General features: G+C 72.3%; 15 protein-coding genes. 4 read left to right on the forward strand and 11 right to left on the reverse strand.

Annotation, left to right across the window (positions count from 1 at the left end; translation table 11 throughout):
- Window positions 1–4: 4 nt before the first annotated feature.
- On the reverse strand, window positions 5–703 hold the full coding sequence (locus KSED_RS09485; protein WP_174260698.1) for a YflT domain-containing protein: 699 nt from the start codon (window positions 701–703) through the stop codon (window positions 5–7).
- 73 nt (window positions 704–776) lie between these two features.
- Here KSED_RS09485 and KSED_RS09490 point away from each other — a divergent pair, with 73 nt between their 5' ends.
- Genes KSED_RS09490 through KSED_RS09500 form a run of 3 tightly spaced genes read left to right on the forward strand, consistent with a single transcriptional unit; the run spans window position 777 to window position 3,979 of the window.
- Window positions 777–2,099 carry a magnesium transporter MgtE N-terminal domain-containing protein gene (locus KSED_RS09490; protein WP_015779877.1) on the forward strand — a complete coding sequence of 441 codons (1,323 nt, stop codon included), beginning with the start codon at window positions 777–779 and terminating at the stop codon, window positions 2,097–2,099.
- Entirely contained in the window at window positions 2,089–2,859 is a 771-nt protein-coding gene (locus tag KSED_RS09495) for a DUF1003 domain-containing protein (RefSeq protein WP_015779878.1), read from the forward strand. Before KSED_RS09490 ends, KSED_RS09495 begins: the two co-directional genes overlap by 11 nt.
- Complete coding sequence (locus KSED_RS09500; RefSeq protein ID WP_015779879.1) at window positions 2,846–3,979, forward strand: Mrp/NBP35 family ATP-binding protein; 1,134 nt, start codon at window positions 2,846–2,848, stop codon at window positions 3,977–3,979. The genes KSED_RS09495 and KSED_RS09500 overlap by 14 nt, the downstream gene beginning before the upstream one ends.
- Window positions 3,980–4,092: 113 nt before the next feature.
- Here KSED_RS09500 and tatB read toward each other — a convergent pair whose 3' ends face one another.
- The 3 genes from tatB to KSED_RS14205 all read right to left on the reverse strand — a co-directional run bounded on the left by tatB (window position 4,093) and on the right by KSED_RS14205 (window position 5,517).
- The gene (tatB, locus tag KSED_RS09505; protein WP_015779880.1) at window positions 4,093–4,581 is read right to left on the reverse strand and encodes a Sec-independent protein translocase protein TatB; all 489 of its coding nucleotides are present in this window, start codon (window positions 4,579–4,581) and stop codon (window positions 4,093–4,095) included.
- Between the two features lie 46 nt (window positions 4,582–4,627).
- Window positions 4,628–5,254, reverse strand: coding sequence for an O-methyltransferase (locus KSED_RS09510; protein ID WP_015779881.1), 627 nt, complete (start codon window positions 5,252–5,254; stop codon window positions 4,628–4,630).
- A 92-nt stretch (window positions 5,255–5,346) separates the two neighbouring features.
- Window positions 5,347–5,517, reverse strand: a complete 171-nt coding sequence (locus KSED_RS14205) for a DUF3117 domain-containing protein (protein WP_015779882.1) — start codon at window positions 5,515–5,517, stop codon at window positions 5,347–5,349.
- 238 nt (window positions 5,518–5,755) lie between these two features.
- Here KSED_RS14205 and KSED_RS09515 point away from each other — a divergent pair, with 238 nt between their 5' ends.
- Window positions 5,756–6,571, forward strand: coding sequence for an enoyl-CoA hydratase/isomerase family protein (locus KSED_RS09515; RefSeq protein WP_015779883.1), 816 nt, complete (start codon window positions 5,756–5,758; stop codon window positions 6,569–6,571).
- A 1-nt stretch (window position 6,572) separates the two neighbouring features.
- Here the strand turns inward: KSED_RS09515 and KSED_RS09520 are convergent, their stop codons facing one another.
- The 7 genes from KSED_RS09520 to KSED_RS15375 form a co-directional block, all read right to left on the reverse strand.
- On the reverse strand, window positions 6,573–7,007 hold the full coding sequence (locus KSED_RS09520; protein ID WP_015779884.1) for a DUF2505 family protein: 435 nt from the start codon (window positions 7,005–7,007) through the stop codon (window positions 6,573–6,575).
- A gap of 94 nt (window positions 7,008–7,101) precedes the next feature.
- Window positions 7,102–7,401, reverse strand: a complete 300-nt coding sequence (locus tag KSED_RS09525; RefSeq protein WP_015779885.1) for a DivIVA domain-containing protein — start codon at window positions 7,399–7,401, stop codon at window positions 7,102–7,104.
- 45 nt (window positions 7,402–7,446) lie between these two features.
- The gene (locus KSED_RS09530; protein ID WP_015779886.1) at window positions 7,447–8,313 is read right to left on the reverse strand and encodes an LOG family protein; all 867 of its coding nucleotides are present in this window, start codon (window positions 8,311–8,313) and stop codon (window positions 7,447–7,449) included.
- 71 nt (window positions 8,314–8,384) lie between these two features.
- Window positions 8,385–9,671: a citrate synthase gene (locus KSED_RS09535; RefSeq protein WP_015779887.1), complete on the reverse strand. Its 1,287-nt coding sequence runs from the start codon at window positions 9,669–9,671 to the stop codon at window positions 8,385–8,387.
- A gap of 87 nt (window positions 9,672–9,758) precedes the next feature.
- Window positions 9,759–10,082: a ferredoxin gene (gene fdxA, locus KSED_RS09540; RefSeq protein ID WP_015779888.1), complete on the reverse strand. Its 324-nt coding sequence runs from the start codon at window positions 10,080–10,082 to the stop codon at window positions 9,759–9,761.
- 103 nt (window positions 10,083–10,185) lie between these two features.
- A complete protein-coding gene (locus tag KSED_RS09545) occupies window positions 10,186–12,234 on the reverse strand; it encodes a VanW family protein (RefSeq protein ID WP_015779889.1) in 2,049 nt (682 codons plus the stop codon).
- Entirely contained in the window at window positions 12,231–13,685 is a 1,455-nt protein-coding gene (locus tag KSED_RS15375; protein WP_015779890.1) for a flavin reductase, read from the reverse strand. Before KSED_RS15375 ends, KSED_RS09545 begins: the two co-directional genes overlap by 4 nt.
- Window positions 13,686–13,694 lie beyond the last annotated feature (9 nt).

The raw sequence follows: 13,694 nt of genomic DNA on the forward strand, positions 1-13,694 counted from the left end.
GGGCTCAGCCCTGCGGGTCGCGCTGGGCGTGCGGGTCCTGGGCCGGCTGCTGGCCGTACTGCGGCTGCCCCTGCGGCGCGTGCCCCTGCGGCTCCTGCTGGCCGTACTGGGGCTGGCCGGCCGCCGTCGCCCTCTCCTGACGGCGCGCTTCGTCCACGGCCTCGCCGTAGGTGCGCTTCGGCCCCTCGTGCACCGGGGTCGCCTGCGCGTTCAGACCGAGCAGCTCGCGCGCGGAGGCCACCTGGGCCGACTCGGCGAGGATCTCGTAGCTCGTGGCCACGACGGCGGTCACCGAGGTGAAGTCACGGCGGCCCCTCGTCATGGCGTAGCCCAGCGCTGCCCACACGGCACCGAAGAAGGCACCGGCCAGCAGGGTGGTGGCCAGGATGGCCCAGAAGCCGTCGTCGCTGAAGAGCGACATGATCAGGCCCACGAAGGCACCCAGCCACAGGCCGCTGAGCAGGCCCCCCAGGAGCACCCGGCCCCAGGAGAGCCGCCCGGTGACCCGCTCCACCTGACGCAGGTCGCTGCCCACGATGGCCAGCTGGTCCACCGGGAAGCCCTTGTCGCTGAGGTGGTCGACGGCGCCCTGCGCCTCGGAGTAGTCGTCGTAGGTCGCCACGGAGCGGGGGTTCTTCAGCTCCAGCAACGACCGTCCGGCGCCCAACCCGGCCTGGGGTCCCATACCTGCCTGCGTGCTCATGGGCCCAGTCTCTCCCAGATCCCTGATCGTTGCCTGAGAACCTGCCGAGCGGCCGCCCGACTACCCTGAGCCCGTGAGTGCAGCCCGTGTCTTCGTGTCCCGCCTCATCGGTCTCGGCGTGTTCGACCCCATCGGTGACCGGGTCGGGCAGGTCCGCGACGTGGTGGTCCAGCACTCATCGGCCCGCCAGGTGACCCGCGTCATCGGCCTGGTGCTGGAGGTGCCCGGGCGGCGCCGGGTCTTCCTGCCGATGACCCGCATCACCTCCATCGACGCCGGGCAGGTGATCACCACCGGCTTGCTGAACATGCGCCGCTTCGAGCGCCGCCCCCGCGAGGTGCTCGTGCAGTCCGAGCTCTTCGACCGCCAGGTGCACGTGCGCCTCGACGAGGACGACGCCTTCGACGCGACGGTCGAGGACATCGGCATCACCCAGCAGCGCAACCGGGACTGGCACGTCGCCAAGGTGTTCGTGCGCAAGGCCGACCCCACGCAGCGCCGTCGCCTCAACCTCCGTCGACGGGGGGAGACCCTGGTGGTGGACGTCGATGCGGTGAGCGGCCTGCACACCGAGGACGCCCGGCAGGGGGCGGACCGCCTCATCGAGTCCTTCGAGGAGCTGAAGCCCGCGGACGTCGCCGACGCCCTGCAGGAGCTCACCCCCAAGCGCCGTCGCGAGGTGGCCGACGCCCTGCCGGACGAGAAGCTCGCCGACGTGCTGGAGGAGCTGCCCGAGGAAGACCGGGTCGCGATCGTTGCGGACCTGAGCACCGACCGTGCCGCGGACGTGCTGGAGGCCATGCAGCCCGACGACGCCGCCGACCTGCTGGGCGAGCTGCCCGACGAGACCGCGGCCGAGCTGCTGGGGGCGATGGAGCCCGAGGAGGCCGAGCCGCTGCGCACGCTGCTGACCTACGGCGAGGACACCGCGGGCGGCATGATGACGACCGAGCCGGTGATCTTGGGCGCGGACGCCTCCATCGCCGAAGCCCTGGCCACCGTCCGCCGGGCGGAGCTCCACCCGGCCCTGGCCGCGATGGTGTTCGTCTGCCGCTCCCCGCTGGAGGTCCCCACCGGCAAGCTGCTGGGCGTGGTGCACCTGCAGCGGATGCTGCGCGAGCCCCCGCACGAGTCGATCGGCGCCGTGGTGGACAGCGACATCGAGCCGCTCGACGTGGACGCCAGCCTCGGTGAGGTGACGCGCTCGATGGCGAACTACAACATGATCTCGCTGCCCGTCGTGGACTCCGAGCGTCGGCTGCTCGGCGCGGTCACCGTGGACGACGTGCTGGACCACATCCTCCCGGACGACTGGCGCGAGGACCGTGACGAAGCGGCCCCGGACGTGACCGCGGCCCTCAGCGTGCAGGACGAGGAGGCAGCCCATGGCGCTTGAGACCGACCCGGACGAGCGCGCCCAGCGCCTGCGCGAGCTGCGGGAGCGCCGCGACCGACGCAAGGCGGTGGGCGGCGCCGCCGTCCGCAGCGGGACGCGCACCCCGGCGCCGAAGCCGACCGACCGCACCGAGCCGGGCGGCGGCCTGGCCACCCCACAGGCGACCCGTCGGCGCCTGCCCCGGCCGCGGGTGGACTCCGAGGCCTTCGGTCGCGCGAGCGAGTCCTTCGCCCGGTTCATGGGCACCCCGCAGTTCCTGCTGTGGATGAGCCTGTTCGTGGTGGTGTGGCTGGGCTGGAACACGTTCATGCCCGAGAGTGCGCAGTTCGACCCGCGGGCGCTGAACTACACGCTGCTGACGCTGATCCTCTCCCTGCAGGCCTCCTACGCCGCCCCGCTGATCCTGCTCGCACAGAACCGGCAGGACGACCGCGACCGCGTCAGCATCGAGCAGGACCGCGCCCGCGACGAGCGGAACCTGGCCGACACCGAGTTCATCACCCGCGAGGTGGCCTCGTTGCGGCTGACGGTGGGCGAGATGGCCAGCCGTGACTACGTGCGCTCCGAGCTGCGCGACCTGCTGACCGACCTGCTGGAGGAGCTGGACGAGCGCGAGGCCCGCCGCGCGGAGGACCCCGTCGACCCCGACCCCGCCCCGGACACGGCGCAGGACGCAGCACCCACCGAGGCCCCCACCTCCCCCCGGTGTGGGGGTGCCACCCGCAGTGGCACGTACGATGGAGGGCATGCCCACTCCTGATCTCGACGCCATCCGCAGTGCCCTGAGCACCGTCCAGGACCCGGAGATCCGCCGCCCGATCACGGAGATCGGGATGGTCGGTGACGTCCGCCTCGACGAGGCCGACCCCGGCCACGTCACGGTCCGGATCCTGCTCACCATCGCCGGCTGCCCGATGAAGTCCACCCTCGAGAAGGACGTCACGGCGGCGGTCTCCCAGGTGGACTCCGTCGAGCGCGTCACGGTCGAGATGGGCGTCATGGACGAGCAGCAGCGCGCCCAGCTCAAGCAGACGCTGCGCGGCGGCCAGGCCGAGCGCGAGATCCCCTTCCAGCGCCCGGACAACATGACCCGCATCTACGCCGTCGCCTCCGGCAAGGGCGGCGTGGGCAAGTCCTCGGTCACCGTGAACCTCGCGGCCTCGATGGCCGCCCAGGGCATGAAGGTGGGCGTGGTGGACGCCGACATCTACGGATTCTCGGTGCCGCGCATGCTGGGCGTGACCCACCAGCCCACGCAGGTCGACGAGATGATCATGCCCCCGCTGGCACACGACGTGAAGGTCATCTCCATCGGCATGTTCGTGCCCGGCAACCAGCCGGTCGTGTGGCGTGGCCCGATGCTGCACCGCGCCCTGCAGCAGTTCCTCTCCGACGTCTTCTGGGGCGACCTCGACGTGCTCCTGCTCGACCTGCCCCCGGGCACCGGTGACATCGCCATCTCCGTGGCGCAGATGCTCCCGGGCTCGGAGCTGCTAGTGGTCACCACCCCGCAGCAGGCCGCGGCCGAGGTGGCCGAGCGCGCCGGCGCCATCGCCATGCAGACCAAGCAGCGCGTGGCCGGCGTCATCGAGAACATGTCCTGGCTGGAGCTGCCCGACGGCACCCGCCAGGAGATCTTCGGCTCCGGTGGCGGTCAGACCGTCGCCGACTCACTGAGCCGCACCATGGGCGGCGAGGTGCCGCTGCTGGGCCAGGTGCCGCTGGACACCCGTCTGCGCGAGGGCGGCGATGCGGGGACGCCGGTCGTCCTCTCGGCGCCCGACAGCGCCGCCGGGTCGGCCCTGAACGACATCGCCTCCGGCCTGGCCCAGCGGGCCCGTGGCCTGTCCGGCCGCAAGCTGGGCATCAGCCCGGTCTGACCCGTCCGGTACGTGCCGCGGCCCTCCCCATCGATGCGCTGATGGGGAGGGCCTCCTCGCGTCGGGGGCCGTGCCGGCGGGCCGCTGCGGGCGGCCGGGCGCGACCGGGGGGCTCAGGTGGCGTCGGTGTCGAAGGGGGTGGGGGCCAGCGGGTCGTAACCGTGCGGGTTGCCCCAGCGGCGCCCCGCACCCTCGAGGGCGTGCCGGGACGGTGCCACGGCGGCCTCGGACTCCTCCACCCCGGCGGGGGTGTCGTCGGCCGGGTCCGGCGCGAACGGGTTGAGCGACTCCACGTCCTCCATCAGCGCCTCGCGGACGATGCGCTTGGGGTTGTACTGGCGCGGGTCCCACTTGCGCCAGTCGAGGTCGATGTCGTCGCCCACCTGCTCGCGCAGGTCCCCCTTGGCCTGGTTGGCCATGTCCCGCGCCTGACGGATCCAGCGGCGGACGTTCTCCACGGCACCGGGAAGCCGGTCGGGGCCGATGATCACCAGGACCACCACCATGATCAGCAGCAGCTCCCACTGCGACATCCCGAAGATGTTCACCTGCGTGCTCCCGTCCTGGTCGTCGGTGCCACCGGCCCGAGCGCACGGCAGCATGGCCCCCTCCACCGGGAGCGTGCAGGCACAGTGTGCCAGTCCCCCGTCACGGCATCACCGCCGCGGCCACCCCCGCGCCCACCGGCACGATCACCGCATCGGAGTCGAGCTCGCGCCACTCCTCCAGCACCGAGCGGACCAGGTGGGTGCCACTGCTGCGGTCCACGGGGTCGGCGAGGCGGCCGTCCAGCCCCACACCGACCATCGCCAGCAGCCCGCCGGAGCGCACCAGGCGGCGCGCCTGCTGCACCTGCTCGGCCAGGTCGGGGCTCGTGGCGTCCAGCACCACCAGGTCGTAGGCCGCGTCCCGCAGCCGGTTCATGACCTCCCCGGGGTTCCCCGGCATGACGCGCCAGCGGTGCTGCGGAACCCCCGCGGAGGCCGTCGCGCGCCGGGTCAGCGCGGCCTCGGCCTCGTGGTCGATGCAGGTGAGCGCTCCGTCGGTGGGCATGCCCTGCAGGATCCACAGGGGCAGCGCTCCCCCGAGTGTGGTGGCCGTCACCGCCGCCCGGGCCCGCGAGGTGCGGGCGAACATGCGCAACAGGGCCCCCTCGGCCGCCGCGTCGCGACCGCGGGCCACCGTGCGGGCCAGGTCGGCCGCGTCGGACGCCCCGGCCGGTGGCGTCGACCAGTGCTCGGCGTACCCCACCAGTGCGGCCTGCTCACGATTCATGGGGCCACACTATGCGCCCACGCGCCGGGCGGATGACGGGCAGGCCCCCACCCGCAGGGGCGAGGGCCTGTCAAGAGTGCCGTGACGGCTGGTCAGCCACCGACGCAGTCGTTGATGACCCTGCCGAGGTCCTTGGCCTCGTCGGGAGTCATCTCCACGACCAAGCGACCACCGCCCTCCAGGGGCATGCGCAGGACGATCCCGCGGCCCTCCTTGGTCATCTCCAGAGGGCCGTCGCCGGTGCGGGGCTTCATGGCAGCCATGATCTACCTTTCGTCGTCGTGCCGATCGCTCGTGCGGCATCGGCACCGGATGGTCCAGCAGGCGCAGGACCGCTGTCGCGGGACCCATTATCTCTCATTCCCCGCAGTGGTACCCGCCGACGGCTCCCGGGGGGCGGATCGTCACCCAATCGCAACCGATCCGGGCGCGCGGGCTCCCGGTGTGCGGGCTCAGGTGGCAGGCTCGGGTCATCACCCCCGACGCCCAGGAGGACGCCCCGTGAGCGACCAGCCCGCCCCCACCGACCAGCCCGACCAGCCCGTCCTGCTCGACCTCACCGACGGGGTCGCGACGGTCACCATCAACCGCCCCGACGCCATGAACGCGGTGGACACGGCCGTGAAGGAGGGGCTGCTGCAGACCCTGCAGCAGGTGGCCGAGGACCCGCTGGCCCGGGCCGTGGTGCTCACCGGGGCCGGGGACCGCGCCTTCTGCGTGGGGCAGGACCTCAAGGAGCACATCCGCCTGCTCGACGAGCCGGACCCGTGGGCGACCGTGACCGACCACTACAACCCCATCGTGACCCTGCTGGCAGGCATGGACAAGCCCGTGATCGCCCGCATCAACGGCGCCTGTGCCGGCGCCGGCGCGGCCTTCGCCATGGCCTGCGACCTGCGGATCATGGCTGAGGGGGCCGCCGTCACCTTCGCGTTCTCCGGCATCGGGCTCTCGTGCGACTCCGGCACCAGCTGGCACCTGCCGCGGCTGGTGGGGCCGGCCCGGGCCACCGAGCTGCTCATGCTGGGCGCCAAGCTCTCCGCGACCGAGGCCCTCGAGATGGGGCTCGTGGGCACCGTGGTGCCGGCCGCGGAGCTGGACCAGGCCGTGGACGCGCTCGCCCAGCGCCTGGCGCAGGGACCCACGCTGGCCTTCGCCGGCATCAAGTCCTCGCTGCGCACCGCCCAGGGGACGGACCTGGCCGGCGCGCTGGCCTTCGAGGCCACGCAGATGAAGCGCACCGGGTCCAGCCGCGACCACCGCGGCGCCGTGCAGGCCTTCCTGGCCAAGGAGCAGCCGGTCTTCACCGGCGAGTGAGTCAGCGGCGGCGGATGCCGGCCTCGGCCTCGTCGATCGCGCGGCGCAGGTTCTTGTCCACCGCGCGCTCCACCGCCCCGGCGGCGCCGGGGGTGGAGGTCTTCACGGCCTCGCGCCAGGAGACCCGGCAGCCGCGCGGGTGCGGGGTCAGCGTGACGTCGCACCAGCCGGCCACCTTGGCGCCCACCCGGCGCAGCGAGAACGCGGCGGCGCCGCCGGCGGGCGGCGTCCAACGGGTGACCTTCAGCGCGTCGCGCGCCGAGACGAGCCCCACCGGCGTGCGCGCCTCAAAGGTCCATCCCACGGCCACCGGGCCGGGAGCGGCCGAGGTGACCCGGTAGGGGGTGAACCGGCCCTCACCGCCGAAGTCGGCGACCAACGGCCACAGGGCCTCGACGGGGGCGTGCGCGAAGCGCTCCACCTCGAACGACTTCACGATGTTCCTCTCGGGTCCGGGACGGGGGCGTGGGGCAGTGGACGGTCCGAACAGTGCGGACGGTGCCTGTCACCCTGCCATGAAACGGCCTGCGTCACAGGTTGGCGGGGCGCTGGGAACGCATCTCGGCGAGGGCGGCATCGCGGTGCTCCAGCTCCTCGGCCATGCGGCGCAGCATGTCGTCGACCTCCGCCATCCGGTAGCCCCGGACCGCAGTAGGCAGTCGCAGGCCCCGGACGTCCTCGGGGTGCAGGGGACCGTCGGGCAGGTGCACCGCGGCGTCACCGGGGATCTCGGGCGCCAGTGCACCTTCCCCCGCCGGGAGCCGGCCAATGACCACGGCGGCCACCCAGGCCACGACACACGCCAGCAGGGCAATGAGAACGACGACCATGGCGCTGATCATGACATGCCGGAGCCCCACCGGCCCGCCGAGGCCTCACTCCGGGGGGCGCCCCCTCCGGGCTGCCCCGGGGTTCTCCACGATGTGGCGGACGGCCTCGGCCGGGTCGTCGGTGAGGTGGAGCAGGTCGAGGTCCTTCGGCGAGATCATCCCGCGCTCGACCAGGACGGTGCGCAGCCAGTCCAGCAGGGGCTGCCAGAAGTCCGTCCCGATGAGCACGATGGGGAAGTGCGTCACCTTGCCGGTCTGCACCAACGTCAGCGCCTCGAACAGCTCGTCGAGGGTGCCGAAGCCCCCCGGGAGCACGATGAACCCGCTGGCGTACTTGACGAACATCGTCTTGCGGACGAAGAAGTAGCGGAAGTTGACCCCGAGGTCGACGAAGTCGTTGAGCCCCGCCTCGAAGGGCAGCTCGATGCCCAGGCCGATGCTGTCTCCTCCGGCCTCCTGCGCCCCGCGGTTGGCGGCCTCCATGGTGCCCGGGCCGCCGCCGGTGATGACGGCGTACCCGGCCTCGACCAGCTGGCGCCCCACCTCGAGGCCGTAGGCGTAGGCCGGGGAATCCGCGGCGGCCCGGGCCGAGCCGAAGACGCTCACAGCCGGCCCGAGCTCCGCCAGCGCACCGAAGCCCTCCACGAACTCGGCCTGGATGCGCATGACGCGCCACGGGTCGGTGTGGATGAAGGCGCCCTGGCCGTCGTTGCGCAGCAGCCGCTCGTCGGTGGTCTCCTCCGGCACCCGACGGCCCCGCAGGCGCAAGGGGCCCCTGAAGTAGTCGTGGCGCCGGGCCGGGAGCCCCTCGGGCTGCGGGACCTCACGGCTGGGGTCCGTGGCGGCTCCCGCCCCCTCGGGGAGGTCGCCGTCCCAGGGGTCGTTCGGTGCCTGCCTGCTCGTCGTGTTCACCGCATCACGGTAACCGCCCCGCCCTGCAGGTGCAGGACGGGGCGGGACCGGGGTGGTGCCGGGGAACTCGTTCAGGCGGTGGGGTAGTCCCGCTGCTCCGAACCGGTGTAGATCTGGCGCGGGCGGCCGATCTTGGTGTTCTCGTCGTTGATCATCTCGCGGTACTGGGCGATCCAGCCGGGCAGACGGCCGATGGCGAACAGCACCGTGAACATGTCGGTCGGGAAGCCCATGGCCTGGTAGATCAGGCCGGTGTAGAAGTCCACGTTCGGGTAGAGCTTGCGCTGCACGAAGTAGTCGTCCTCGAGGGCGACCTTCTCCAGCTGCATGGCGATCTCGAGCTGCTCGTCCCCGGCGCCCAGGTGCTCCAGCACCTCGTCGGCGGTCTTCTTCACGATGGCGGCGCGCGGGTCGTAGTTCTTGTAGACCCGGTGGCCGAAGCCCATCAGCTTGACGCCGTCCTCCTTGTTCTTAACCTTGCGGACGAACTCCTCGACACCGCCCTCGAGGTTCTGGATCTCCTCGAGCATCTCCAGCACGGCCTGGTTGGCACCCCCGTGCAGCGGGCCCCACAGGGCCTGCACACCGGCGGAGATGGAGCCGTAGAGGTTGGTGTTGGCCGACCCGACCAGGCGCACCGTGGAGGTGGAGCAGTTCTGCTCGTGGTCGGCGTGCAGCACGAAGAGCATGTCCAACGCGCGGACCATGCGCTCGTCGAGCTCGTAGTTGCCCTCGGCGTCCGCGAAGGTCATGCGCAGGAAGTTCTCCACCACGGTCAGGCTGGTGTCGGCCTGCATCGGCGGGAGGCCCTGGCGGTTGCGGTAGGCGTTGGCGGCCAGCACCGGCACCTGCCCCATCAGGCGGCGGGAGGCGTTCTCCAGCTGCTCGGGGTCGAAGGGGTCGAGGTTCTCGGTGTCGTAGGTGCACAGGGCGGAGATCGCCGAGGAGAGCACCGGCATCGGGTGGGCGTCGGTGGGGAAGGACTTGAAGAAGTCCTTCATGCCCTCGGGCATCTCGGCGCGGGCGCGGACGTCTTCGCGGAAGGACTCGAGCTCCCGCTCGGAGGGGAGCTCACCGTCCATCAGCAGCTTGGCGACCTCCATGAAGGTGGACTTCTCGGCCAGCTGCTCGATGGGGTAGCCGCGGTACCTCAGGATCCCCTCGTCGCCGTCGATGAACGTGATCGCCGAGGAGCACGAGGCCGTGTTCACGAAACCCACGTCGAGGGTCACGTTGCCGGTCTCCTTGCGGAGGGCGGAGATGTCGTAGCCGTTGTCACCCTCGACGGACGCGATGAAGGGGAACTCCAGCGTGACGTCCTCGTGGGTGAAGGTGGCGGGTGCCTTGTCGGCGGTCATGCTCATCCTCTCGGGGAGCCCGCGCACGGCGGGCACTCAGCGGGGCGGGGACACCGCGCGGGCGGTGTCCGGTCAACAGGGTCCAGGTCAGGCGTCACCCTGCGGTGGCAGGGCGGAGATCAGCGGGTGGTCCTTGGGGATCATCCCCATCTTGGCGGCGCCACCGGGCGAGCCCAGGTCGTCGAAGAAGTCGACGTTCGCCGTGTAGTAGTCGGCCCACTCCTCGGGGAGGTCGTCCTCGTAGTAGATGGCCTCGACGGGGCAGACGGGCTCGCAGGCACCACAGTCGACGCACTCGTCGGGGTGGATGTACAGCGAGCGCTCACCCTCGTAGATGCAGTCGACCGGGCACTCGTCGATGCAGGCCTTGTCCTTGACGTCCACGCACGGCAAAGCGATGACGTAGGTCACGCGAATCCTCCTGGCTGCTGGGCACGGCGGATGTCAGGGTCTCCCACCGGCTCCTCATTCTATGGTCTGTGGCCCGGTGCGGGCACGATGGGGGTCATCCGCCTCAGTCCCCCGAGGCCGAACCGCTGGGCTGCGGTGTCGAGGACCCGCTGGGCTCCGGCTCCGCCGAGCTGCTCGGCGTCCCCTCGGGGCGGCCGTCCTCCTCCTGCGCCTCCGCATCGGCCTGCTCGTCCTCGCGCAGCTCGCGCTCGGCCTCGGCGCGGGCGTCGTCCTTCACGTCCTGCTCGCGCTGCGAGAAGGGGCGGTACTCGTCGGACGGGGGCTCCTGCGAGCCCGAGTACTCCGGGGACTCGGGGTTGGTGCAGAACACCTCGTCGCTGGGGTCGTAGTGCGTCTCGATGACCTCGGTGCGCTCCTCGCCGTCGTGGTCCCCGTACGGGGTGAGGATCCGCTCCACGGTCACGTCGAAGCCGTCGACCCCGCCCTGATCCACGCACTCGGGGTCGTTGCTGTGGTACTTGCGGAAGGGCACCACGTTCTGGCGTGGCCGGGTGGTGGCGTCCACGTCGTACTGCTTCTCGCCGTAGAGGCTCATGATGAGCTCCCGGCCGTCCAGCTGGGCGCTGATGATCATGGGCGAGCCGGTGTCGTTGGTCCACGCGTTGTCGATGGCCGGGTACCAGAGCGTCGCCTCACGCCCCTCGGGGTAGCGGGCGATGTAGTAGCTGTGCGGCTTGTGCTCGTCCAGCTGTACCCCGGCGATGAAGGCCATGTTGTACACGGCCGTGGAGACCTGGGACAGCCCGCCGCCGACCGCATGGGACAGCGTGCCGTTGCTGATGACGTGGGCCTCCTCGTACCCGGCCTCCTTGGTGGGCTCCCCCATCACCTCGAGCAGACTGAACTGCTCGCCGGCGGGCACCACCGTGCCGTGGATCTTGCGGGTGAGGGTGCGGATGTTGCGGGTGCGGCCCTCGTTCCCCTCCCCGCCCGGGAGCATGGTGGTGAAGGTGGACAGGTGCTGGGCGGTCCACCCGTCCCCGAGCTCGTACGGCCGGGTGACGCTGACGGTGACCCGCGCCTCACGCTCCTGGGCGCGCACCGCGTCGCGCACGCCCTGCTCGATGTCGCCCGTGGAGACCGAGCGCCCGACCTGCGCAGGCTCGATGCGGACGCTGCCGTCCTCCAGCCGCAGGCTCGCCTCCCGGGCCTCCCGGTCGGAGAAGGGGTGGTCGTCCGGCAACCCGTCGCGCCAGCGGGTGGCGTCCACCTCGAGGGCGGGTTCGCGGGCCGTGCCGCCGATGGAGACCATCTCCGCGATCTGGTCCGCCGGGATCGTCACCCGGTGGGTGGCGGTCAGCTCGTCCTGTGCCGAGGCGCTGGCGGACGAGCCGTCGGAGGGCTCGGGCGACGCCGGGTCGGCCGACTCGCCGGACGGGCCCTGGCGCGGCCCCTCGACGGGAACGGCCACGAGCGTGACGGGCGCGGACAGGGCGGGCTCGACGACCTGGTCGGCGAAGCGCCGCAGCACCGCGGCGGTGACCTCCGGCTCCACCTCCTCGACGGTGCCCTCGACCCGGTGCTCGCGTGGCCAAGCGTCCTGCACCGACTCCCCGGTCTCGCGGACGTCGAGCGCCGAACCGGTCGACCCCTCGGTCACCTCGACCTCGGCACCGCGCAGCTCGATGGTGGCGCGCGTGGCCGGGACGTCGATCTCCGCGGAGAGGTCGCGCAGGCGGTCGTGCAGGCGCCCCTCGTCGAGGGTGACCGCCCAGTCGCGGTCCACTTGGTCGGTGGCCCGTGCCCAGAGGTCCCGCGGGTCCCAGGTACGACCCGTCGTACCCCGCATGCTCCGGGCGACGGCGTAGCCCAGACCGAGCTCCTGCGGGGTGAACTCGTGCTCCTCGCCCGCGGCCACGACGGTGACCGGCTGCTGCATCAGACGCTCCGCCTCCTGCTCCAGGGAGCGCTCCGCCTCGTCGGGGGCCATGCTGCTCACGTCGACGCCGCCCACGGTCAGGTGCGAGGGTGTGGTGCGCCCGACCACGAACACCAGCGCCAGGTAGATCAACGCCACTAGGCCCATCAGCAGGAAGAGGGACGCCACGAGGCTCTGCCAGCTGCTCCCGGCCTGCCGGGGGGAGGAACTCACAGGAGGCCCCGCATCCGGCCCCGGTGGAAGAGCAGCGGGTCGGCGCCGGCCGCGGCCTCCCCCTCCGAGACGTCCTCGACCAGCCCGACGAACAAGGTGTGGTCACCCAGCACCGCCCGGTGGACGACCCGGCACTCGGCCCGGGCCGAGGCCTCCTCGAGCAAGGGCAGACCCGTCATCGGACCAGAATAGGCGGGCACCTGGTCCAACTGCCCCGCAAGCGGTCGGCCCGGCGTGGCCAACCACTCCCCGTGGCCGCGGGCCGAGGCCGGCAGCACGTTCACCGTGAACACGCCGCTGGCCTCGAGGGCCTCGCAGAAGCGGGCCGCGTTGTCGATGCAGACGGCCAGCAAGACAGGGTGCAGGGACACCGACATCACGGCGTTCGCGGTCATCGCGTGCTCCCCCGCCCCCAGGCGCGTGGTGAGGACGGTCACCCCGGTGGCGAAGTGCCCCATCGCCGAGCGGAAGTCCTCGCGGCTCGCCATCGGACCAGCCAACGGGGCTCGCAGGTCGGAGTCCCCGGTGACGATGCGCCCAGAGGCGGGGTCCAGCCACGAGTAGCCCTCCGCCGGAGCGGCACGGTGGGCCACGAGATTGGTCATCGCCCACCACCCGTCGTGCTCGGCCACTTGAGTGGCGTGGGCGCGACGGGCGCGAGAGACCGCCTCGAGGCTGGAGGGGGTGCCGTGGACCTCGTGGGTGACGTCGTTGTCGGCGCGCACCCCGGAGGCGAGGGCGTCGACCTCCACGGCACCGGGGCGGCGCTCCGCATCGGGCCCGTCCGGGTGGGGCACGAGCACCCCGGCGGTCGGGCGGCCCCGGAACGAGCCCGAGGGGGGCACCGCCTCGACCCGCTCGGCCACCCACCGGCGGCCCTCCTGCTCCCAGGAGCGCGGGGTGACCACCGCGAAGAGCTGCGGCCGCTCCGCAACCGGCATGGTGCGCACCGCGGCCACCGTCGCCCGGTGGGCCGCCACGTGGTCCGGGTGGCCGTAGCCGCCGGTCTCGTCGTAGGTGAGCACGATGCGGGCGCCCACCCGGCGGATCTCCTCCCGGACCAGGTCGGCGAGCTCGGCCCGGTCGGCGTTGACCAGGGCCCGGGGGTGTTCCGCCTCGGAGCTTCCGGCCATGCCGGAGTCGCGGTAGCGCACGGCCGTGGGGTTCGGCACGCCCGGCTCCTCTCCCAGCACCCGGTGCTCCACCCCGAGGGCAGCGCAGGCGACCGCCAACTCGCCTCGGCGGTGCGGCGCGAGGTCCGCGGTGCCCTCCAGGTGCCGCAGCTCGGCCGGCAGCACCTCTCCGTGGTCTCCCAGCGTGCAGGTCAGCACGTGCACCGGGTGCCCACGCTCGGCCAGGGTGGCCAGGGCGACCCCGGTGGCCAGCGTCTCGTCGTCGGGGTGGGCGTGGACCGCAAGGACGGGGACGGTGGCCGGGGCGTCGGAGGGCATGGCCCCACG

Source organism: Kytococcus sedentarius DSM 20547 (assembly GCF_000023925.1).
Lineage (GTDB): Bacteria > Actinomycetota > Actinomycetes > Actinomycetales > Dermatophilaceae > Kytococcus > Kytococcus sedentarius.

What these genes read in the sequence shown, in the direction of transcription:
- KSED_RS15375 (WP_015779890.1), bottom strand. Translation starts at nt 13,685, where the DNA reads ATGCCCTCCGACGCCCCGGCCACCGTCCCCGTCCTTGCGGTCCACGCC.
- KSED_RS09495 (WP_015779878.1), top strand. Translation starts at nt 2,089, where the DNA reads ATGGCGCTTGAGACCGACCCGGACGAGCGCGCCCAGCGCCTGCGCGAG.
- KSED_RS09485 (WP_174260698.1), bottom strand. Translation starts at nt 703, where the DNA reads ATGAGCACGCAGGCAGGTATGGGACCCCAGGCCGGGTTGGGCGCCGGA.
- KSED_RS09535 (WP_015779887.1), bottom strand. Translation starts at nt 9,671, where the DNA reads ATGACCGCCGACAAGGCACCCGCCACCTTCACCCACGAGGACGTCACG.
- KSED_RS14205 (WP_015779882.1), bottom strand. Translation starts at nt 5,517, where the DNA reads ATGGCTGCCATGAAGCCCCGCACCGGCGACGGCCCTCTGGAGATGACC.
- KSED_RS09500 (WP_015779879.1), top strand. Translation starts at nt 2,846, where the DNA reads ATGCCCACTCCTGATCTCGACGCCATCCGCAGTGCCCTGAGCACCGTC.
- tatB (WP_015779880.1), bottom strand. Translation starts at nt 4,581, where the DNA reads ATGCTGCCGTGCGCTCGGGCCGGTGGCACCGACGACCAGGACGGGAGC.
- KSED_RS09525 (WP_015779885.1), bottom strand. Translation starts at nt 7,401, where the DNA reads ATGGTCGTCGTTCTCATTGCCCTGCTGGCGTGTGTCGTGGCCTGGGTG.
- KSED_RS09510 (WP_015779881.1), bottom strand. Translation starts at nt 5,254, where the DNA reads ATGAATCGTGAGCAGGCCGCACTGGTGGGGTACGCCGAGCACTGGTCG.